The following is a 19,497-nucleotide window of genomic DNA, read 5'->3' as shown; positions in this document are numbered from 1 at the left end:
GCCTTTCGTGTCAAGGTGTTGGAGAAATTGGAGAGATTCCTCTAGTGCCCAGAGGGTCTTTGCTTATCAAGACCTTAAGACTTGTGCCGTAACACACGAAGCAGGCCATAAATCCGTCCCCCCGGGAAAAACAAATCAATGAATGCCCCTACCGCTCCCGCTTCGACCCAGACCCGATTCACTCTCGGCGCTTGTTTAGCCTTTGTCGTCCTACTGGTCGCGACCTTCGCCATCATCCGCCTCTTCGTGACGCCTGACCTCGCCACGCTCGAAGGCAAGGTGATCGCGAGCAACGTGGACCAGATCTCGATCCGCATCAGCGAGCAGCTGCGTCAGGTGGAGGCGCAGCAGCGCAGCATCACGCAGACGGTCGCAATGCTCGAGAGCGATCAGATCGACAAGCTGCTGCCGAGCCTTGTCGATCAATACGGAGACCAAAACGTCTTCGGCGGCGGCATCTGGCCTCTGCCGGGCAAGCGTGAGGCGGGCCGCGACAAGTTCAGCACGTTCTACGCGCGCGATGCCTCGACCGGTCAGCTCGCGGTCAACACGCACTGGAATTCGCCCGAGTCGCTCAAGTACTGGGAGCAGCCGTGGTACGAAAACGGCAAGACCGCACCCAAGGGGCATTGCAAGTGGGCCAAGGCCTATCAGGACGATGCGAGCCCGCAGCCGCGCACGAACTGCGCGATGGCGATCTATAAGGGCGACGAGCTGTACGGCGTGGCGACGATCGACGTGACGCTCGGCTTCTTCAACCATCTCGTGGCCGACATGGAAGACAAGATCCACGGCCAGATCCTCATCGTCGAGGCGGACGGCAAGATCGTCAGCAACAGCTCGAAGATCCAGGGCAACATCGTCCTCAAGAACGTGTCGGACATCGCGCAGAGCTCGTCGATGGCGGCCGAGATCCAGCGCCTGCTGCCGAGCGCGCAAGGCGGTGGTGAAGCGAGTGGCCAATACGCGGGTGAGGGCGGCGAACAGACGCTGTTCCTGAAGCCGATTCCCGGCAGCCCGTGGCTCATCGCGACGAGCGTGCCTTCGTCGATGTTGATGGCCAACAGTAACCGCATCCTGGGTGGGCTTGCGTCGGTGCAGGTGCCGATGGCGATCGCGCTGCTCGCGATGATGATCTGGGGCATTCGCACGTTCATGCAGCGCCTCGCGATGCTCAAGAAGAACATCGACGAGCTGTCGACGGGTGAGGCGGACCTCACGCGCCGCTTGCCCGAGACCGGCGGCAAGGAGTTCGCCGATGTCGCGCACAGCCTCAACGCGTTCGTTGCGCGTCTGCAGGACGTCGTGCGTCAGGTCGTGCACGGATCGTCGTCGCTGTCGGCCGCGTCGCGCGAGATCTCGAGCGGCAACCAGGACCTGTCGGCACGCACCGAGGCGCAGGCTGCCTCGTTGCAGCAGACGGCAGCCTCGATGGAAGAGATCACCGGCACCGTCAAGCAGAACGCCGACAACGCCAATCAGGCCAACCAGCTCGCCACCGAGGCGTCGAGCGCCGCATCGCGCGGCGGCGAGGTGATCGGCGAGTTCGTGAAGACGATGGACTCGATCAACGAGTCCTCGCAAAAGGTCGTCGCGATCATCAGCGTGATCGACAGCATTGCGTTCCAGACCAACATCCTTGCGCTCAATGCGGCGGTTGAGGCGGCGCGTGCCGGCGAGCAGGGCCGCGGCTTCGCCGTCGTCGCTAACGAGGTGCGCAACCTTGCGCAGCGCGCGGCGTCGTCGGCCAAGGACATCAAGGCACTGATCGCCGATTCGGCCTCGCGTATCGAATCGGGCAGCGTGCTCGTCGCCCAGGCGGGTGAGACGATGAACGACATCATCTCGAGCACCAACAACGTCACCGCGATCCTGGGCGAGATCATGGCCGCGAGCCATGAACAAAGCCGCGGCATCGAGCAGGTCAACCAGGCCATCACGCAGCTCGATACGACGACGCAGCAGAATGCCGCGCTCGTCGAGCAGGTGGCGGCCTCGGCGCGTTCGATGCAGGATCAGACGGGGGCGTTGTCGGAGGTGGTCGGCGCCTTCAAGGTCTGACGACCGGCTTTCGCAGGTATACCGAAGCGCGGTATCGTGTCGTTTTGCGCGGCGAGCAACGCAGTATGCTCGCCGTGTGCCACGCACCTTACCGCGCTTTTTCTTTGTGACCGCCGACTCCCTTTCCCCCTTTCCCACGATCACCTGGACCGACGCCGGCACGACGCACACGGCGCGCTGGCGCTCCGAAGCGGGTGTCGCCCCGCCCAAGCGCGTGGTCGTCGCCGATGACCGGATGACCGCCGATGCGGCCTATCGCCAAGCCTGCGAAGGCGTTGCGCTGATGTGGCACGGTGATTTTCACAACGCGCGCCAACTGCTGCAGGCGATGGCGCGCCGCATCGACCGCAAGGCGCCGCGCAAGCCGGCAGCCTCCCCCCTCGACGCCTTCAACCAGCATCGGCAGGCCCAAGCGCAACGCGCGCGCACGCTGGGCATGGTGTTGATTCCGCTCGAAGCCGATTACTCGATCGCGCTGCGCCGCGCGCCCGACATGCGCGAGGCGTGCCGCGAGGCCTACGGGCCCGCCGATGGGCCGTCGGTGGTGTCGCTGCGCGAATTGCAGGGGCTCGTCGGGGCGTACGAGTGGCGCAAGAAGGGCGTGGAGATCGCTGCGCTCGGCGCGCGGATTCATCCGCATTACGGCGTGTTTTCACCGGTACGCGGCGAGTATGTCGATCTCGTCGCACGCGTGCCGCTCCCTTCGCCTTCTGTCGACCTCGCCTTCGACATCGGCACGGGCACGGGTGTGCTCGCGGCGTTGCTGGCCAAACGCGGCATCAAACGTATCGTCGCGACCGACAGCGATCCGCGCGCGCTTGCCTGCGCGCGCGAGAACATCGAACGGCTCGGTCTGGCCGCCGACGTGGAAGTGATGGAGGCGGACCTGTTTCCGCCGGGGCGCGCGCCGCTCGTCGTCTGCAACCCGCCGTGGTTGCCGGCGCGGCCGAGCTCACCGATCGAACGTGCTGTCTACGATCCCGACAACCGCATGCTGCGAGGTTTTCTCGATGGGCTTGCCGCACATCTGGCGCCCGGCGGCGAGGGGTGGCTGATCGTATCGGACTTCGCTGAGCATCTGGGCCTGCGTACCCGCGAGGCGCTGCTATCGATGATCGAGGCGGCCGGTCTTCAAATAGTGGGTAAAGAAGACATCAAGCCGCAGCATCCGAAGGCGTCGGATCCGAACGATCCGCTCCATCGCGCGCGGGTGGCTGAAGTCACGTCGCTGTGGCGGCTCGCGGCACGCTGACAAAAGCGAGCGCGGTGCGCCTTAGCCCGGGTACGCTTCGTCGACCTTCAAGCCCGCGAGCTTGAAGATCACGCGTAGCGTCTGCGGACGAATGTCGCGGCGCGACGCCAGCGTCGTCAGGATGAAGTCCATCACTTTCGCGTATTTGAGCAGCGTCAGCAGCGTCTCGAGGCCGGCATCGGTGTCGCGCATGGTCTCCGCGAGGCGTAGCATTTCGACGGAAATGTCGCGCGCCATCTCGAGTTCGATCTGCTGCTTTTCCGACCAGCCGGTAGGTGTCGCCAGGAGCGTGGCGAGCATGGCCTGAAACTTCTGTTCCGCGTCTCCGTTAGGTATCGTAGCCATCGCTGTCGTCCTTTCGTCAACTTGGTCCTTCGAGTGTGGCTCGACCGGAAAGGTCGGTTCACACACGTCCGAGTTACGTACGCAGCGCGCGGTGTTCCTCGCGTGCGCTTAGGCATCGCGCATCTTGCCAACGACCGGCGTTGCTTCAAGGCACCGCGCCATTGTGCGCCGATGCGGGCTCGGCTGCCCAGGTTCTTCGTGACGAACGGCGTGACGAGAACCGAGCAGACAGGGCCAACGCATAAACCGTTCCAACACGGTATGCGGCGCAACGGGGTATCGGCTTGCGTGCTTTTCGGTAAACTGACGCGATTGCTCCGCTCGTTCTGTAGGCTGTCGCACGTTTTCGGGCGACTTGCCGCGCTTTTGTGTCCACGATGTCCACTAAAACCTACGAAGTCCGTCCAGATCAGTCGATCGAGCTGCTCAAAGCGCTACATATCCTGACGCGCGACGGCAAGATGAACCAAGACAGCCGTCGCAAGCTGAAGCAGGTCTATCACCTGTTCCAGTTCATCGAACCGCTGCTCGAAGACGTGCGGCGCACGCAGGGATGCGTCTCGCTCGTCGATCACGGCGCCGGCAAGTCCTATCTGGGCTTCATCCTCTACGATCTTTTTTTCAAAGCATTGCCGAAAGGGGATGGGTCGCATATCTACGGGATCGAGACGCGTGCCGAGCTCGTCGAGAAGTCGGCCGAACTCGCCGCGCGGCTCGGCTTTACGGAGATGTCGTTTCTGAACTTGTCGGTGGCCGATTCGATCGAGTCTGCGCAACTGCCGGAGACCATCGACGTCGTCACGGCGCTGCATGCATGCGATACGGCGACCGACGATGCGATCCGCTTCGCCCTGCACAAGCGGGCCCGCCACATCGTGCTCGTACCGTGCTGCCAGGCCGAGGTGGCTGGCGTGTTGCGTCGGAACAAGAGCAAGTCGCTCGGCGATGCGTTGACGGAGGTGTGGCGCCATCCGCTGCATACGCGCGAGTTCGGCAGCCAGATCACGAATGTGCTGCGCTGTCTGCAACTCGAGGCACACGGGTATCAGATCAGCGTGACGGAGCTCGTCGGCTGGGAGCACTCGATGAAGAACGAGCTCATCATCGCCCAATACAAGGACTTGCCGCGTCGCCGGCCCACCGAGCGGCTCGCGCAATTGCTGGACACGTTCGGCCTCGAGTCCCTGCGCGAGCGGTTCTTCACGCTGGCCTGAGCGGCTGCGCAGGCGCCGTCGCGCTAGTCCTCACTCATCCACTTGCGCCAGCCTTCGTGGCCGAGGCGGCGCAGCGTCTCCTGATTGCGCTCGTAGATATCGGCCGCGTCGGGGACGGCGGCCACGGCGCGCTCGATGCTCGCTTCGCGCAGCAGATGCAGAATCGGGTACGGCGCTCGGTTCGTATAGTTTTCGATGTCTTCCGGCTCGGTGCCTTCGAAGCGGTACTGCGGGTGAAAGCTCGCGATCTGCAGCGTGCCGTCGAGGCGCAACTGCCCAAGCAGACGCTCGGCGAAGAACAGCGTGTCGTTGAATTCGAGAAAGTCGACGAGTGCGTGCGGAAAGATCAGCAGCGTCGTGTCGATGCGTTCGGGGTCAGCCTCTGCAAGCGTCTTCAGCTCCGCCTCGAGAATCGTTAGCACCCCTTCGAGGTCGCGTGCGTCGCTGACGACATAGCGAATCTGCTGTTTGACATGCACCGCCTTGGCGAACGGGCACAGGTTGAGTCCGATGACGGCGCGTGTGAGCCAGTGCTGCGTGGCGGCGATCACGGCCTGGGTGTCAGGGGCGGTGTCGGGGGAATCGGCTGGCGCGGACATCGGGTGTTCGACAAGTTCGATAGCAAAGCTGAGCAGAGCGCGCATTGTACGCGCGCATCTTTGGCGTTTTGGCGTACCAGATCAAAGCGCCGGCGGCTTGGTGGCGGATGCGTCGCATGCAGCTGCCATCAGTGCCGCAGCCACTTGCGGCGCGACCAGGATCGGCCCGCATCCCGGGCCGTAAGTCTGACTCGCGGCGTAGATGCCTTCGATCAGCAAGGCCAACGCGTTGGCCAGCGCGGTGGGGTCAAGCGCGCCTGCGGCCGTCGTGAGCGCCGTGAGGCGGGCCATCAGCTCGACCTTGTTGCGGGCGACGCAGAGCCGCGCCGGGTGCGAGGCATCGGGAAATTCCGCCGATACGTTCACGAACGGGCAGCCGCGATAGCCCTCGCGCGACGCGCGCTGCGCCAGATCTTCGAAATACTGCGCAATCTGTCGCGCGGGTTTGCCTGGGTGCTTGGCGAGGCTCTCCTCGAAGCGCTCGAAGAACAGGTCGCTGGCCCGCTCCAGATAGGCGACGACGAGATCGTCCTTCGACGAAAACTGCCGATACAGGCTCATCTTGTTCACGCCCGCCCGCTCGACGACAGCGTCGACGCCGACGGCACGTACGCCTTCACGATAGAACAGCTCGCCGGCGGCATCCAGCAGCAGCTGTTGCGCGGCCGGCCCGGCCAGATGGGCGCGCGGGCGGGCAGCAGCGGGTTTGTCGGCGGGTCGAGTCATGGTGAGGCTCCCGATGCGGGTCACTGACAGACAAGGGTGTCTGAAATCTACGAGGTCACGTGCTTGACATGTTACCGATCGGTAACTAGCATGGCAACTCACAAATGTGACAGGTCGGTCACAGTGATCGGCGAAGCGCGCAAGCGCCCCGGACCACGCAAGCAGGGAAGCAATCAATCGACAATCAGGCGCGGCGAAGGCTGGCGGCAGACCGCGCACAACCGGGAGTGGGTATGAATTGGGCGGCGAGAAGGATTGGCGGACGGTTCCACTATGGTTGGCTGGCGGCCGCTGTCGTGTTTTTTGTCTTGCTTGCGGCGGCAGGCACGCGGGCGACGCCCAGCGTGATGATGGTGCCGCTCGAGCACGAGTTCGGCTGGAGCCGTGCGACGATTTCGCTCGCCATCTCGGTCAACATCGCGCTGTATGGCCTGATGGGGCCGTTCGCGGCTGCCGCGATGCAGCGTTTCGGCGTGCGGCCCACGGTGCTGACGGCGCTCGGCATGATGGCGGGCGGCGTGGCGCTGTCGTCGCTGATGACGGCAACGTGGCAGATGGTGCTGGTCTGGGGCGTGATGGTGGGCGGCGCGACGGGCGTCGCCGCGCTGACGTTGTCGGCCACCGTCGTGAACCGCTGGTTCAGCGAGCGCCGCGGCCTCGTGATGGGCATGCTGACGGCGAGCTCGGCCACCGGCCAGCTCGTGTTCCTGCCGATGCTCGCGGCCGTCGCCGAGCACCACGGCTGGCGTCCGGTCGTGCTGATCGTCGCGATCGCCGCGGCCGTCGTGCTGCCGCTCGTCGCGCTGTTTCTGCCCGAGCGTCCGGCCGATCTCGGCCTGCGACCCTACGGCGAGCCCGACGGTGCACCGGTTGCGGCTGCCGGCCCCGCGCAGAACCCCCTCAAGCTCGCGTTCGGCACGCTGTTCTCGGCGGCCAGGACACGCGACTTCTGGCTGCTTTTCTTCAGCTTTTTCATCTGCGGCGCGAGCACGAACGGTTATGTCGGCACGCACCTGATCGCGATGTGCGGTGACTACGGCATGTCCGAAGTGCAGGGTGCATCGCTGCTGGCCGCGATGGGCGTCTTCGACTTGTTCGGCACGACGTTGTCGGGCTGGCTGTCGGATCGTTTCAACAGCCGCTTGCTGCTGTTCTGGTACTACGGATTGCGCGGCTTGTCGCTGCTCTACCTGCCGCACGCGTTCGGTATCGACTTTTTCGGCCTGCCGCTGTTCGCGATGTTCTACGGGCTCGACTGGATCGCGACCGTGCCGCCGACTGTGCGCTTGACCACCGATGTCTACGGCAAGGAAGCCGCGCCCGTCGTGTTCGGCTGGGTCGTGGCTGGACACCAGCTCGGTGCGGCGTTCGCCGCGTTCGGGGCGGGCGTGCTGCGCGCGAGCCTCGGCACCTATACGATCGCGTCGATGATCGCGGGTGGCCTGTGCCTCGTCGCATCGGTCATCGTGCTGCGCATCCACCGCAGCGGCGCCGTGCGGCCCCTTGCCGCGAGCGCGGCTTAAGTAAGCGGATTCGCGGCGCCCGACGACGGCGCCGCGCCGATCTCATTCTCGCAACGGACTTGCGAAGCCGGTTGCCGGCCGGTGCGCGTTCGTGATACAAAGCCGCTCCTTACTGGTCTGCCTGAAGCGAGCTGCGATGCAAGCGATGACTTACTGCGCGATGGACTTCGGCACCTCGAATTCCGCGGTGGCCTTGCCGGACGGCGATACGGTGCGGCTGGCGCCCGTCGAGGGCAGCCACACGACGCTGCCGACCGCCGTCTTCTTCAATAGCGACGAGCACACGCGAGCCTACGGCCGCGCCGCACTCGCCGAATACATCGACGGCTTCGACGGCCGCCTGATGCGCTCGCTCAAGAGCATCCTGGGCTCGGCCCTGGCCGACAGCGTGACCGAGCTCGGCGACGGTTCCGGCATCAAGTACTCCGAAGTGATCGCGATCTTCGTCGCATACCTGAAGCGCTGTGCCGAAGTGAGCGCGCAAGCGTCGATCGAACGCGCGGTGCTGGGGCGCCCGGTGTTCTTCGTCGACGATGATCCGAAGGCCGACCGCCTCGCCGAGCAACAGCTCGAGACGGCGGCCAGGAGCGTGGGCCTTGCCGAGATCCACTTCCAGTACGAGCCGATCGCGGCGGCATTCGACTACGAGTCGCGTCTCACCAATGAGTCGCTCGTGCTCGTCGCCGACATCGGCGGCGGTACGTCGGACTTCTCGCTCGTGCGAGTGGGGCCAGAGCGCATGTCCCGTCTCGAGCGCAAGGATGACGTGCTCGCGCATCACGGCGTGCACGTCGCCGGCACCGATTTCGACCGTCGCGTCGAAATGGCCACGATCTTGCGCGAGCTCGGCTATCAATCGCTCGATCCGCAGGGGCGCGAGGTACCGAACCGCATCTACTTCGATCTCGCGACCTGGCACCTTATCAACACGGTCTACACCGGCAAGCGCATCGGCGAGCTGAAACTCACGAAGCACCTATATCGCGATGTGCGGCATCACGAGCGGCTCATGCGCGTCGTCGAGCGACGGCTCGGCCATGCGCTGACGGCGCGAGCCGAAGAGGCCAAGATCGGTGTGGCGGCAGGCGGGCAGACGATGATCGACCTCGACGACGTCGAAATGGACCTGCGTCTCGCGTTCGACGACGTGCAATTGGTGGCTGCCGGCGCCGAGGATACGCTGCGGATCGTCGACGCCGCGCGCGAGACGGTGCGAGCGGCCGGCATCGCGCCGGGCGCGGTCGACGCCCTTTATTTCACGGGCGGCTCGACGGGGCTCGCGTTCCTCTCGAACGCCCTGCGCGACGCGTTTCCCGAGGCGCGCGCCGTCTTCGGCGACCGGCTGGCGAGTGTGGCGACGGGGCTCGGTATTCACGCGCGACGCGTGTTCCAATAGCTCCGGCCACGCGTAGCCGCCGATACGGCTGTCTTGCGCCGCACCAATGAAAAAGCCCCGCATCGCGGGGCTTTTTCATTCGGCACAAGGCCAAGACTGCTTACACCGGCTTGATGTTCGCAGCTTGCTTGCCCTTCGGGCCCGTACGCACTTCGTACGTGACCTTTTGGTTTTCCTGCAGGGTCTTGAAGCCATCGACCTTGATTTCGGAGAAGTGAGCGAACAGATCTTCGCCACCTGCATCGGGAGTGATGAAGCCAAAGCCCTTCGCGTCATTGAACCACTTGACGGTACCGGTTTCCATATTACGTTCCTAACCTAAAAACGAGAAAAAACATGGGCCGAAGCCCGGATGGGTGCAAAAAATCAAGGAAGGGGGTAATAGGACCAACCGGAGTACCTGATGGGCGATCACGAAAAGACCAATTCACACTCGCCACTTGAAATCCTGCCCGACCTTTATACGGCGAATCTTGGTAAAGGTCAACTTAATTCCGCGGCGCAACAAGGGGCATTGGGGCGAATTTGGTGCATCTGCTTACAACTCTTTCGTCTAACCCGATATTTTTGCTAGTGCCGGATCAAATTGCACCATCTAAGTGAGTGCAACCGTTAAACTACGCGCCTTGCGGCGGGTTGCGCCTGGTTGCGGCGCAACCCGCCATCGCGCGAGGCGTTGGAGGCGAGCATTCGACCGATCGAGTGCTGGGACGCCTGTCTCGCGTAGTTTGTGTATCCCCAAGGAGAGGTTGTGAAAAGTTCTATTCAACGGAACATCGGGCCATTCGCGCTGATGTTGACCGGTCTGGGCTCGATCATCGGGTCCGGGTGGCTGTTCGGCGCTTGGAAGGCGGCTAAGATCGCTGGCCCGGCGGCCATTTGCGCTTGGATCATCGGCGCTGTCGTGATCCTGGCCATCGCGCTCACCTATGCCGAACTCGGTGCCATGTTCCCCGAGTCGGGCGGCATGGTTCGCTACGCACGCTATTCGCACGGCGCGCTCGTCGGCTTCATCAGCGCCTGGGCCAACTGGATCGCGATCGTTTCGGTGATCCCGATCGAGGCCGAAGCGTCGATCCAATATATGAGCACCTGGCCCTATCAATGGGCGCACGACTTGTTCGTGAACGGATCACTCACGCCGATGGGGATCTTCTTGTCGGCGCTGCTCGTGATCGTGTACTTCATGCTCAACTACTGGGGCGTCAAGGTATTCGCGCGTGCCAACACGGCCATCACGGTGTTCAAGTTCGTGATCCCGGGTCTGACGATCCTCGGCCTGCTGCTGTCGAGCTTCCATCCGGCGAACTTCGGCTCGGTCGCAGCCGGCACTTTCGCGCCCAACGGCTGGTCGGCCGTGTTCACGGCGGTGGCGACGAGCGGTATCGTGTTTAGCTTCAACGGCTTCCAGAGCCCTGTGAACCTGGCTGGTGAGGCGCGCAATCCGTCGCGCAGCGTGCCGTTCGCCGTGATCGGCTCGATCCTGCTCGCGCTCGTGATCTACGTGCTGCTGCAGATCGCCTACATCGGCGCCGTCAACCCGGCCGACGTCGCCAAGGGCTGGAGCCACTTCAGCTTCGCTTCGCCGTTCGCCGAACTCGCCATCGCGCTGAATCTGAACTGGCTCGCGATCCTGCTGTACGTCGACGCGTTCGTGAGCCCGAGCGGCACCGGCACGACTTACATGGCGACGACCACGCGCATGATCTACGCGATGGAGCGCAACAATACGCTGCCCAAGATGTTCGGCAACGTGCACCCGTTCTACGGCGTGCCGCGCAACGCGATGTGGTTCAACCTGCTCGTGTCGTTCATCTTCCTGTTCTTCTTCCGCGGCTGGAGCTCGCTCGCGGCGGTGATTTCGGTCGCCACGGTGATCTCGTACCTGACCGGCCCGATCAGCTTGATGGCGCTGCGTCGTGCTGCGACCGATATCGAGCGTCCGCTGCGTCTGCCGCTGATGAACGTGATCGCGCCGTTCGCGTTCGTCTGCGCCTCGCTCGTGCTGTACTGGGCGAAGTGGCCGCTGACCGGCGAAATCATCCTGCTGATGGTCGTCGCGCTGCCCGTCTACTTCTACTACCAGGGCAAGGCAGGCTGGAGCGGCTGGGGCCGCGACCTGAAGGCCGCCTGGTGGCTCGTCGCGTACCTGCCGTCGATGGCCGTGTTTTCGCTGATCGGCTCGAAGCAGTTCGGCGGTCTGGGTGTGCTGCCGTACGGCTGGGACATGCTGGCCATCGCCGTGTTTGCGCTCGTGTTCTACCACTGGGGCGTCAGGTCCGGCTATCGCTCGAATTACCTCGACGAGCGTGAGTCCGAAGAGGACCTCCGCGAGGGCGTCGGCGCCTAAGCATCACCCGACACCGACCCTTTCGTCGAACGAAAAGCCCGCCTGAGCGATCAGGCGGGCTTTCTTTTTGGTACGGCGCCGCTGCGCGCTTACTTACGTTACGCCGGGCTGCCGCCTGCGGTGAAGACGTAGTTCGTCATCGCGAGCGCGCGCTGATAGGTGCCGAGCGACTGGATCTCGAGCGCGTAGTCGTCGACGGCCGCGCCGATCGCGCTGAACACGGGCAACAGGTGCTCGTCGCTCGGGTGCATCAGTAGCGCATGCGGCGCCTGGCGACGGTAGTCGAGCAGCGCATCGATGTCGCGGGCCGCGAGCTTTTCCTCGAACCAGCCGGTGAACTCGGCCACGCGCGGGTCGGCGTCTTCGGGCCGGGCGCTGAAGTCGGCCGCGCGCAGGTTGTGCGTGATCTGGCCCGAGCCGATCACCATCACGCCTGCCTCGGCGAGTGGGCGCAGCGCGCGGCCGAGCTGGTAGTGATGCGCGGGATCGCGGTGCGGCTGGATCGACAGCTGTGCGATGGGCACGTCGGCTTGCGGATACATCAGCAGCATCGGTACCCAGGCGCCGTGGTCGAGCCCGTGCGCTTGCGTCGTCGCGGCGATGCCTTGCGCCTGAAGCCGTGAGACGGCTTCCTGCGCGACCTCGGGCGCACCGGGCGCCGGATAACGGATCTCGTAGAGCGCGCGCGGAAAGCCGTAGAAGTCGTGAATCGTCTCCGGGGTGCCGGCCGTGCTCGCGACCGGCGCTTCGGTGCACCAGTGTGCCGAAAGCATCAGGATCGCACGTGGGCGCGGCAGCCGCGCAGCAAGCTCGGCGAATTCGCCGGAGGGGAGCGTCGGGTCGATCGGCAGCGTCGGTGCGCCGTGAGACAGAAATAGCGTGGGCAGACGGGACATGGCAGTGAGACCGCGTCGTGCGCGGCGAGAAAAATATCTGCCATGACTATAAGCAGCCGGTGCGCCGCGATAAACCCGTCTGCGCGAAACGCATCGTGTCGTGCCGGTTGTCGATGAGGGCGGGGCTAGCGTCAGCCGACTGGGCAGCGTAGCGCGCCACGCTCGCGCTTCACGTCCTCCGGGCGCGACACGCCGCGGATTAATCGCCCATGCCGCGCAGGCCGGGCCATGATGGCGCGAGCGACGCGCCCAGCGCGAACATATCGATCACGCGTGCGACGGTGTCGTCGACCAACTCGTCGATCGAGGCGGGCCGATTGTAGAACGCCGGCAATGGTGGAAAGACGATGCCGCCCATTTCGGTGACGGCCGTCATGTTGCGCAGATGCGCGAGGTTGAACGGCGTCTCGCGCACGAGCAGCACGAGACGGCGGCGCTCCTTGAGCGTCACGTCGGCCGCGCGCGCGATGAGGTTGTCGGCAAAGCCGTGTGCAATGCTCGCGAGCGTCTTCATCGAGCACGGCGCGATGACCATGCCGTCGGTCGCGAACGAGCCCGACGCGATGCTCGCGCCCACGTCGCGCACCGAATGCACGACATCGGCGAGCGGATGGACGTCGTCTTTCGAGAGCTGAAGTTCGTGCTGGATGTTGAGCCAGCCCGCGCTCGAGACCAGCAGGTGCGTTTGCACACCACCGAGCCGTTTGAGCGTTTCGAGGAGCCGCACGCCGTAGACGGCGCCGGTCGCCCCGGTGATCGCGACGATCAACCGGTGCGGCGGGGCGCTGCGCATCTGCATGACGTGCGGAACCGGTGGGAGAGGCGAGCGACGAGCGCGCGCGTTATGCCGCGGCGAACAGTTGCTGCAGCTCGCCCGACTGATACATCTCCATCATGATGTCCGAGCCGCCGATGAATTCGCCCTTCACGTAGAGCTGAGGGATCGTCGGCCAGTTCGAGAATTCCTTGATGCCCTGGCGAATGCCCTCGTCGTCGAGCACGTTCACGGTCTTGAACTGATCGACGCCGCATGCCTTGAGGATCTGCACGGCGCGGCCCGAGAAACCGCACATCGGAAATTGGGCATTGCCCTTCATGAAGAGGACGACGGCGTTTTCGTCGATGATTTGCTTGATGCGTTGTTGCGTGTCCATGACTGACCTTGATTCCGTGACAAAGCACGGAAGGGTGGGGAGATAGAGCGAAATGATAGCGGATTTCGGCTTCCTGAGCCGCACGCCCGCTTGACGCGGCGGTCTGACGGATCGGTCAGTGCGCTGTCGGGTCGCTTGCACCGATCGCGGCGACTGCTCCGCCCGTGGCGCGCTCGATGCCGGCCAGGTCCGTCAGCGAGTGCACGTCGGTCAAGCCGCGCTCGGTGAGCAAAACGCGGACGGCGGCGGCCTGATCGTAGCCATGCTCGATCCACAGCGATCCGCCCGGCACGAGGAACGCGGGGGCCGCGGCGACGATCGCACGGATCGCGCTCAAGCCGTCGGCTTCGTCGGTCAGGGCGCCGCGCGGCTCGAAGCGCAAGTCGCCGAGCGTCAGGTGCGGATCGTCACAGGCGATGTAGGGCGGGTTGCTGACGATGAGGTCGAAGCGCGCCGTCCGCTCCAGCGCTGCGTACCAGTCGCTTTGCATGACCTGCAGCGGGCCGCCGGGGCGCTGCGCGTCGAGTAGCCGGGCGGCGTTGCGTTCAGCGGTGGCCAGTGCCTCCGGTGAGCGATCGAGTGCGCAAACGTGCGCATCGGGGCGCGATGCCGCGATCGCGATCGCGATCGCGCCGCTGCCGGTACCCAGATCGAGCACGCGCGGCCGCGCGATCGATTCGATTGCAGCCAGCGCTTGTTCGACCAGCAACTCCGTTTCTGGACGCGGAATCAGGACATGCGGCGTGACGTCGAATTCGAGCCCGTAGAACTCGCGTGTGCCGACGATCTGGGCGATCGGTTCGCCCGCCACGCGGCGCGCTTCGAGTGCACGATAGTGTGCAAGCGCCGCTTCGGCGAGCGGCTCGTCGCCTCGCGTGATCAGTTCGGTGCGCCGCCAGCCGAGCGCGTGCCCGAGCAGGATGCGCGCTTCGAGCGCAGGCAGTGGCGAAACGCGCAGCAGCGCGCTGGCCGTGGCGGGCGAGGCGTCGTCGGAACGGGCGGACATGGCGGCTCGCGTGCTCAATCGGCGTCGCCGAGCGAGGCGAGCAGTTCCGCCTGATGCTCGCTGACGAGTGCGGCAATCAGCTCGTTGAGATCGCCGTCGACGATCGCATCGAGCTTATACAGCGTCAGGTTGATGCGGTGATCGGTGAGCCGGCCTTGCGGGAAGTTGTAGGTGCGGATGCGCTCCGACCGGTCGCCCGAGCCGATCAGGCTCTTGCGCGTGGCCGCTTCCTTCGCGTGCTGCTCGTGATATTGCTTGTCCTTGATGCGCGCCGCGAGCACCTTCAGCGCGCGATCCTTGTTCTTGTGCTGCGAGCGGTCGTCCTGGCACTCGACGACGATGCCTGTCGGCAGGTGCGTCACGCGCACGGCCGAATCGGTCTTGTTGATGTGCTGACCGCCGGCGCCCGACGCGCGGAACGTGTCGATGCGCAGATCGGCCGGGTTGATCTCGACTTCGCCGATCTCGTCGGCTTCGGGCATCACTGCGACCGTGCAGGCCGACGTGTGGATGCGGCCCTGCGTTTCGGTGGCCGGCACGCGCTGCACACGATGGCCGCCCGATTCGAATTTGAGCTTCGAATAGGCGCCCTGGCCCGCAATGCGCACGATCACTTCCTTGTAGCCGCCGAGATCGGAGCCGCTCTCCGACATCATCTCGACTTGCCAGCGCTGCCGCTCGGCATAGCGCAGGTACATACGCAGCAGATCGCCGGCGAACAGCGCCGACTCGTCGCCCCCGGTGCCCGCGCGGATTTCGAGGAAGATGTTGCGCTCGTCGTTGGGGTCCTTCGGCAGCAGCATCATGCGCAGCTCCGTTTCGAGCTGCGCCATGCGATCGCGCGCGGCGCGCACTTCCTCTTCGGCGAATTCGCGCATCGACGCGTCCGTCAGCAGCTCCTGGGCCGTCGCGCTGTCGTTGCGCGCCTGGCGCCAGCGCGTGTATTGCTCGACGACCGGGCCGATCTCGGCATGCTCGCGCGTGAGCTTGCGATATTGATCGATATTGGCGGTCACGTCCGCGCGGCTCAGCAGGTCGTTCAGTTCGGCCAGCCGGGTCGTGAGCTGGTCGAGCTTGTGTTGCATGCTCGTTTTCATGGTGTGGAGCGAGGCTCCCGAAAGAAGAGGAATCGGAGGGGCGGGATGCGGCCGAGCAAGTCGGCGCCGCGCGGCGCAAGGCCGCGGCCGCTAATGTTCCGAGGACTTCGAGTGACGGTAGACGCCGCCGAGCAGCTCGACGAGCGCGGCCCGGTCTTCGCTGCTGGCGCGGTTCAGCGCGTGGGTCGGACCGTGGATCAGCTTGTTGGTCAGCGACTGCGACATCGCTTCGAGCACCTCGGCTGGATCCGTGCCGCGCGCGAGCATCTTCAGCGCGCGCTCGAGTTCGGCGCGGCGCAGCACGTCGGCCTGCGAGTGCATGTGGCGGATCACCGGCACGACGCTGCGTGCTTCGATCCATTGCATGAAGTTCTGCACGCGCGTTTCGATGATCGCTTCGGCTTGCCCGACGGCGGCCTGCCGCGAGGCATTGCCTTCGCGTACGATCGCGCCGAGATCGTCGACGGTATAGAGAAAGACGTCCTGCAGATCGGCCACTTCGGGCTCGATGTCGCGCGGCACGGCCAGGTCGACCATGAAGATCGGGCGATGGCGGCGCGCCTTGACGGCGCGCTCGACGGCGCCGAGGCCGATGATCGGCAGCGTCGAAGCCGTGCACGAGACGATGATGTCGAACTCGTGCATCCGTGCGGGCAGCTCGGAAAGCGGAATCGAGCGTCCGTTGAAGCGCTCGGCGAGCCTGGCGCCGCGCTCGGCAGTGCGGTTCGCGACGACGAGTTCGCGCGGCTCCTGCGCGGCAAAGTGCGTCGCGCACAGCTCGATCATCTCGCCCGCGCCGATGAACAACACGCGCTGGTTCGAGATCTTGTCGAAGATGCGCTGGGCGAGCCGCACCGACGCCGCAGCCATCGACACCGATTGCGCGCCGACGGCCGTCGTGCCGCGCACTTCCTTCGCGACCGCGAAGGTGCGCTGAAACAGCTGGTTCAGATAAGTGCCGAGTGCGCCTGCCTCCGAGGCGGTGCGCACGGCATCTTTCATTTGTCCGAGGATTTGCGTCTCGCCGAGCACCATCGAATCGAGCCCCGACGCGACGCGAAACGCGTGGCGCACGGCTTCGGATTGCGGCAGCGCGTAGACGTGCGGCGTCAGCTCCTCGGCCGAAATGCCGTGATAGCTCGACAACCAGGCGAGGGCCGCTTCGCGCGCCGCGCGATCGTCGGTGGCGCAGTAGAGCTCGGTGCGGTTGCAGGTGGACAGGATGGCTGCTTCGGGCGAGTCGCCCGCGGCCCGGCCACGCCATAGATCGGTAAAGGCGGCGAGCGCAGGCTTGAGCTGTTCGAGCGGAAACGCCACGCGCTCGCGCAATGCGACGGGCGCCGTGTGGTGGTTGATTCCGATCGTGAGGAGTTGCATAGGCTCAGGCTGCGTGGCCGCTCGTAAGGCGGCTCTGACATTCCAGCCGGGTATTATAGCGTTTCCCCGCTTCCGGCATGCTTGCTGCGCGGCCCGCGTCGCGGTGCCGCAAGGCCCGCAGCCCGCGACCGTCTGGGCACAGGCAAGCGCGCTTGCCTTGCATCGAGCGCGTCCCTAAACTCGTGCGCTTCGCAAGCCGAGCACCATTCGGTCTTCCCTGCTATATAGAGACAGAGACTAACCATGCGATTTCGTGGCTTATCCCCCGGATCAGGTTCGATCGATCGGCACATGAACTCGGCGGGGTGTCGCTGATGGGGTGGCCGGGCATCGTGTTTCTCGGCGTGGCCGTCGGCCTGTTCGGCTGGTGGTTGCATCCGCTGCGCCGCGCCAGCCGGATTGGGGTGGCGCTTGCCATCGTTCTCGGTGCGGTCGCCGCCAGTGCGGCCAAGATGGCCGGCAGCGTCACCGGACTTTTTTATGACGGCGGCACACTCGAGTGGCCCGTCTGTACAGCTTGCGCACTCGCCCTCGTGGCGCTGACGGTCGGCTTGGCTGCCCGTCGTTGAATTCAGGTGAATTTATGAATGACCGACTTCCCGAACACGCCGGCGCAGCCGGTCCTGTTAGCGCGCGCATCGCGCGCCTGCGCGACGAAATGGCGCGACTGGGCCTCGCCGCGTATGTCGTGCCGTCTTCCGATCCGCATCTTTCCGAATATCTGCCCGAGCGCTGGCAAGGCCGGCAATGGCTGTCGGGCTTTACCGGCTCGGTCGGCACGCTCGTGGTCACCGCCGATTTTGCCGGCGTATGGGTCGATAGCCGCTATTGGGTGCAGGCCGAGGCGCAGCTCGCCGGCACGGGTATCCAGCTCATGAAAATGATGGCCGGCCAGCAATCGCAGCCGCACGTCGAATGGCTCGCGCAACATCTGGCGCCGGGCGCGTGCGTCGGCGTCGATGGCGCGGTGCTCGGGCTCGCTCAAGCACGCGCGCTGTCCGACGGGCTCGAGGCAGCCGGCATCCCCCTGCGCACCGACGAGGATCTGCTGGACGCGGTTTGGCCCGAGCGGCCCGCGCTGCCGGCCAATGCCGTGTTCGAGCATGCGTTGCCGTACGCGAGCGCCGCGCGCGCCGACAAGCTCGCGCAGATTCGCCGCGTGATGGGTGAGAAGGGCGCGCAGTGGCATTTCGTCTCGACGCTGGACGATCTGGCCTGGTTGTTCAACCTGCGTGGTGCCGATGTCAATTTCAATCCCGTGTTCGTCGCGCATGCGCTGATCGGACTCGAGGAGGCGCGGCTCTTCGTCGGCGCGGGTAAGGTGTCACGCGAGCTCGCGGATGCCCTCGCGCGCGACGGCGTGCAGATTGCGCCTTACGAGCAGGCAGGCGCAGCACTGGCTGCGTTGCCGGCCGGCGCGACGCTTCTCATCGATCCGCGCCGCATTACGTTGGGGTTGCGCGAAGCAGTGGCGGACGGGGTGAGGATCGTCGAAGCGGTGAATCCGTCGACGTTCGCGAAGTCGCGTAAAACGTCGGAGCAGGCCGAGCAAGTGCGCGCGACGATGGAGCAGGACGGCGCGGCGCTAGCCGAATTTTTCGCGTGGTTCGAAACGGCGCTGGGCCGCGGCGAGGCCATTACCGAGCTCACGATCGACGAACGCATCACGGCGCTGCGTGCGCGCCGGCCCGGTTTCGTGTCACCGAGCTTCGCCACGATCGCGGGCTTCAACGCGAACGGCGCGATGCCGCACTATCGCGCGACGCAGGCCTCGCACGCGTCGATCGCCGGCAACGGGTTGCTGCTGATCGACTCGGGTGGCCAGTATCTGAGCGGTACGACCGACATCACGCGCGTAGTGCCGGTCGGGTCGATCACCGAGGCCCACCAGCGCGATTTCACGCTCGTGCTCAAGGGCATGATTGCGCTATCGCGCACACAATTTCCACGCGGCATTCGTGCGCCGATGCTCGATGCGATCGCACGCGCGCCGATCTGGGAGGCAGGCGTCGACTATGGACACGGCACCGGTCACGGCGTGGGTTACTTCCTGAACGTGCACGAAGGTCCGCAGGTGATCTCGCACTATGCGCCGGCCGAGCCTTTCACGGCGATGGAAGCGGGGATGATCACGTCGGTCGAGCCCGGCATCTACCGGCCTGGCCAATGGGGCGTGCGCATCGAAAACCTCGTGCTCGCGCGGCTCGAGGCCGAGACCGAGTTCGGCGCTTTCCTCGCGTTCGAGACGCTGACGTTGTGTCCGATCGATACGCGCTGCATCGCACGCGAACTGTTGCGCGAGGACGAGCGCGCGTGGCTCAACGCGTATCACGAGACCGTGCGCACGCGGCTCGACCCGCATGTGTCGGGCGACGCGAAAGCGTGGTTGCACACGCGCACCCAGCCGATCTGATTCGGTGTGGTTTTGTTGCGAGCCCGCGCCTCCCGGCGCGGCGCCGCGCGTTTCTCCAGCTGGACGAACCCTACGAGGGAGCATGTGA

Annotated in this window: 18 protein-coding genes; 8 read left to right on the top strand and 10 right to left on the bottom strand. The window is 65.1% G+C overall.

The window, feature by feature from the left end; all coding sequences use genetic code 11:
• Window positions 1-138: 138 nt before the first annotated feature.
• Together D7S89_RS23820 and D7S89_RS23815 are read left to right on the top strand one after the other, a co-directional pair.
• The gene (locus D7S89_RS23820) at window positions 139-2,061 is read left to right on the top strand and encodes a methyl-accepting chemotaxis protein (RefSeq protein WP_121281340.1); all 1,923 of its coding nucleotides are present in this window, start codon (window positions 139-141) and stop codon (window positions 2,059-2,061) included.
• A 106-nt stretch (window positions 2,062-2,167) separates the two neighbouring features.
• On the top strand, window positions 2,168-3,313 hold the full coding sequence (locus D7S89_RS23815) for a methyltransferase (protein WP_147426754.1): 1,146 nt from the start codon (window positions 2,168-2,170) through the stop codon (window positions 3,311-3,313).
• A 21-nt stretch (window positions 3,314-3,334) separates the two neighbouring features.
• On the opposite strand, the gene D7S89_RS23810 is transcribed toward D7S89_RS23815, so the two are convergent.
• A complete protein-coding gene (locus D7S89_RS23810) occupies window positions 3,335-3,658 on the bottom strand; it encodes a DNA-binding protein (RefSeq protein ID WP_121281338.1) in 324 nt (107 codons plus the stop codon).
• 377 nt (window positions 3,659-4,035) lie between these two features.
• Between D7S89_RS23810 and D7S89_RS23805 the strand changes: the two genes are divergently transcribed.
• Window positions 4,036-4,872: a class I SAM-dependent methyltransferase gene (locus tag D7S89_RS23805; protein WP_121281337.1), complete on the top strand. Its 837-nt coding sequence runs from the start codon at window positions 4,036-4,038 to the stop codon at window positions 4,870-4,872.
• A gap of 23 nt (window positions 4,873-4,895) precedes the next feature.
• On the opposite strand, the gene D7S89_RS23800 is transcribed toward D7S89_RS23805, so the two are convergent.
• Window positions 4,896-5,471 (bottom strand): DUF1415 domain-containing protein, encoded by a 576-nt coding sequence (locus D7S89_RS23800; RefSeq protein WP_121281336.1) that lies wholly within the window; start codon window positions 5,469-5,471, stop codon window positions 4,896-4,898.
• Window positions 5,472-5,552: 81 nt separating this feature from the next.
• On the bottom strand, window positions 5,553-6,197 hold the full coding sequence (locus D7S89_RS23795) for a TetR/AcrR family transcriptional regulator (RefSeq protein ID WP_121281335.1): 645 nt from the start codon (window positions 6,195-6,197) through the stop codon (window positions 5,553-5,555).
• 233 nt (window positions 6,198-6,430) lie between these two features.
• On the opposite strand from D7S89_RS23795, the gene D7S89_RS23790 reads away from it, so the two are divergent.
• Together D7S89_RS23790 and D7S89_RS23785 are read left to right on the top strand one after the other, a co-directional pair.
• Entirely contained in the window at window positions 6,431-7,720 is a 1,290-nt protein-coding gene (locus D7S89_RS23790; protein WP_121281334.1) for an MFS transporter, read from the top strand.
• A gap of 145 nt (window positions 7,721-7,865) precedes the next feature.
• A complete protein-coding gene (locus tag D7S89_RS23785; RefSeq protein ID WP_121281420.1) occupies window positions 7,866-9,116 on the top strand; it encodes an Hsp70 family protein in 1,251 nt (416 codons plus the stop codon).
• A gap of 100 nt (window positions 9,117-9,216) precedes the next feature.
• Here the strand turns inward: D7S89_RS23785 and D7S89_RS23780 are convergent, their stop codons facing one another.
• On the bottom strand, window positions 9,217-9,420 hold the full coding sequence (locus tag D7S89_RS23780; RefSeq protein ID WP_121281333.1) for a cold-shock protein: 204 nt from the start codon (window positions 9,418-9,420) through the stop codon (window positions 9,217-9,219).
• Between the two features lie 447 nt (window positions 9,421-9,867).
• On the opposite strand from D7S89_RS23780, the gene D7S89_RS23775 reads away from it, so the two are divergent.
• The gene (locus tag D7S89_RS23775) at window positions 9,868-11,466 is read left to right on the top strand and encodes an APC family permease (RefSeq protein ID WP_121281332.1); all 1,599 of its coding nucleotides are present in this window, start codon (window positions 9,868-9,870) and stop codon (window positions 11,464-11,466) included.
• Window positions 11,467-11,564: 98 nt separating this feature from the next.
• Here the strand turns inward: D7S89_RS23775 and D7S89_RS23770 are convergent, their stop codons facing one another.
• The 6 genes from D7S89_RS23770 to hemA all read right to left on the bottom strand — a co-directional run bounded on the left by D7S89_RS23770 (window position 11,565) and on the right by hemA (window position 16,996).
• Window positions 11,565-12,362, bottom strand: coding sequence for a DODA-type extradiol aromatic ring-opening family dioxygenase (locus D7S89_RS23770; RefSeq protein WP_121281331.1), 798 nt, complete (start codon window positions 12,360-12,362; stop codon window positions 11,565-11,567).
• A gap of 199 nt (window positions 12,363-12,561) precedes the next feature.
• Complete coding sequence (locus D7S89_RS23765; RefSeq protein WP_121281330.1) at window positions 12,562-13,161, bottom strand: UbiX family flavin prenyltransferase; 600 nt, start codon at window positions 13,159-13,161, stop codon at window positions 12,562-12,564.
• 43 nt (window positions 13,162-13,204) lie between these two features.
• The gene (grxD, locus tag D7S89_RS23760; RefSeq protein WP_121281329.1) at window positions 13,205-13,516 is read right to left on the bottom strand and encodes a Grx4 family monothiol glutaredoxin; all 312 of its coding nucleotides are present in this window, start codon (window positions 13,514-13,516) and stop codon (window positions 13,205-13,207) included.
• 115 nt (window positions 13,517-13,631) lie between these two features.
• Window positions 13,632-14,522, bottom strand: coding sequence for a peptide chain release factor N(5)-glutamine methyltransferase (gene prmC / locus D7S89_RS23755; protein WP_121281328.1), 891 nt, complete (start codon window positions 14,520-14,522; stop codon window positions 13,632-13,634).
• 14 nt (window positions 14,523-14,536) lie between these two features.
• A complete protein-coding gene (prfA, locus tag D7S89_RS23750; RefSeq protein WP_121281327.1) occupies window positions 14,537-15,619 on the bottom strand; it encodes a peptide chain release factor 1 in 1,083 nt (360 codons plus the stop codon).
• A gap of 90 nt (window positions 15,620-15,709) precedes the next feature.
• Complete coding sequence (hemA, locus tag D7S89_RS23745) at window positions 15,710-16,996, bottom strand: glutamyl-tRNA reductase (RefSeq protein ID WP_121281326.1); 1,287 nt, start codon at window positions 16,994-16,996, stop codon at window positions 15,710-15,712.
• Window positions 16,997-17,310: 314 nt separating this feature from the next.
• Between hemA and D7S89_RS23740 the strand changes: the two genes are divergently transcribed.
• A complete protein-coding gene (locus D7S89_RS23740; RefSeq protein WP_121281325.1) occupies window positions 17,311-17,565 on the top strand; it encodes a hypothetical protein in 255 nt (84 codons plus the stop codon).
• Between the two features lie 14 nt (window positions 17,566-17,579).
• The gene (locus D7S89_RS23735; protein ID WP_121281324.1) at window positions 17,580-19,409 is read left to right on the top strand and encodes an aminopeptidase P family protein; all 1,830 of its coding nucleotides are present in this window, start codon (window positions 17,580-17,582) and stop codon (window positions 19,407-19,409) included.
• The last annotated feature ends 88 nt before the right edge of the window (window positions 19,410-19,497 follow it).

Origin of the sequence: Trinickia fusca, from assembly GCF_003628145.1 — a bacterium.
Lineage (GTDB): Bacteria > Pseudomonadota > Gammaproteobacteria > Burkholderiales > Burkholderiaceae > Trinickia > Trinickia fusca.
This window is presented reverse-complemented; position numbering and strand designations above follow the sequence as displayed.

Coding starts and splice junctions, on each gene's coding strand:
- D7S89_RS23740 (WP_121281325.1), top strand. CDS start 17,311: ATGGGGTGGCCGGGCATCGTGTTTCTCGGCGTGGCCGTCGGCCTGTTC.
- D7S89_RS23810 (WP_121281338.1), bottom strand. CDS start 3,658: ATGGCTACGATACCTAACGGAGACGCGGAACAGAAGTTTCAGGCCATG.
- D7S89_RS23795 (WP_121281335.1), bottom strand. CDS start 6,197: ATGACTCGACCCGCCGACAAACCCGCTGCTGCCCGCCCGCGCGCCCAT.
- prmC (WP_121281328.1), bottom strand. CDS start 14,522: ATGTCCGCCCGTTCCGACGACGCCTCGCCCGCCACGGCCAGCGCGCTG.
- hemA (WP_121281326.1), bottom strand. CDS start 16,996: ATGCAACTCCTCACGATCGGAATCAACCACCACACGGCGCCCGTCGCA.
- D7S89_RS23785 (WP_121281420.1), top strand. CDS start 7,866: ATGACTTACTGCGCGATGGACTTCGGCACCTCGAATTCCGCGGTGGCC.
- D7S89_RS23820 (WP_121281340.1), top strand. CDS start 139: ATGAATGCCCCTACCGCTCCCGCTTCGACCCAGACCCGATTCACTCTC.
- D7S89_RS23735 (WP_121281324.1), top strand. CDS start 17,580: ATGAATGACCGACTTCCCGAACACGCCGGCGCAGCCGGTCCTGTTAGC.
- D7S89_RS23765 (WP_121281330.1), bottom strand. CDS start 13,161: ATGCAGATGCGCAGCGCCCCGCCGCACCGGTTGATCGTCGCGATCACC.
- grxD (WP_121281329.1), bottom strand. CDS start 13,516: ATGGACACGCAACAACGCATCAAGCAAATCATCGACGAAAACGCCGTC.
- D7S89_RS23770 (WP_121281331.1), bottom strand. CDS start 12,362: ATGTCCCGTCTGCCCACGCTATTTCTGTCTCACGGCGCACCGACGCTG.
- D7S89_RS23780 (WP_121281333.1), bottom strand. CDS start 9,420: ATGGAAACCGGTACCGTCAAGTGGTTCAATGACGCGAAGGGCTTTGGC.
- D7S89_RS23800 (WP_121281336.1), bottom strand. CDS start 5,471: ATGTCCGCGCCAGCCGATTCCCCCGACACCGCCCCTGACACCCAGGCC.
- D7S89_RS23790 (WP_121281334.1), top strand. CDS start 6,431: ATGAATTGGGCGGCGAGAAGGATTGGCGGACGGTTCCACTATGGTTGG.
- D7S89_RS23805 (WP_121281337.1), top strand. CDS start 4,036: ATGTCCACTAAAACCTACGAAGTCCGTCCAGATCAGTCGATCGAGCTG.
- prfA (WP_121281327.1), bottom strand. CDS start 15,619: ATGAAAACGAGCATGCAACACAAGCTCGACCAGCTCACGACCCGGCTG.